Source organism: Mesorhizobium sp. M8A.F.Ca.ET.202.01.1.1 (genome assembly GCF_004791595.1).
Taxonomy (GTDB): Bacteria; Pseudomonadota; Alphaproteobacteria; order Rhizobiales; family Rhizobiaceae; genus Mesorhizobium.
In genome coordinates this window covers 1-584 of sequence record NZ_SRUN01000060.1, presented here as the reverse complement: position 1 = coordinate 584, position 584 = coordinate 1, and the positions used below count along the sequence as shown (strand labels likewise).

1 protein-coding gene is annotated in these 584 nt (G+C 65.1%); it reads left to right on the top strand.

Annotated elements, in window-relative coordinates; translation table 11 throughout:
• Positions 1-584 (top strand): transposase (locus EN845_RS33815; RefSeq protein ID WP_135931265.1); only part of this gene is annotated, 584 nt, incomplete at both ends.

The following is a 584-nucleotide window of genomic DNA, read 5'->3' as shown; positions in this document are numbered from 1 at the left end:
ATCATCAACATGAAGCACGAGCTGGTGCGGCTGGCGCAGGCGATCGACTGGCCGGTGCTGGAGGAGCGTTTCGGCGCCGTCTATTCGGACGGCCCCGGCATGCCGCCGCTGCCGACCCGGCTGATGGCGGGGCTGGCGATCCTCAAGCACACCTTCAACCTGTCGGATGAGGTGCTGTGCGAGCGCTGGGTGGAGAACCCTTATTTCCAGTATCTCACCGGCGAGACGTTCTTTTGCCATACGCTGCCGTTCGACCGCTCCTCGATGACGCGTTGGCGCAGCCGTATGGGCGAGGAGCGGATCATGGTGCTGTTGCAGGAGAGCCTCAGCCTCGCGGTCAAGACCGGGGCGATGAAACCGGCCGACACGCGCCAGGTGATCGTCGACACCACCGTGCAGCCGAAGAACGTCATGTTCCCGACCGACGCCAAGCTCATCCACCGGGCGCGCGAGCGGCTGGTGCGGCTGGCCAAGAGGACGGGTCTCCATTTGCGCCAGAGCTATGTGCGGGTCGGCAAGCTGGCGCTGATCAGCCACCAGCGCTATGCCCACGCCAAGCAGTTCAAGCGGGCCAACAAGGCGCT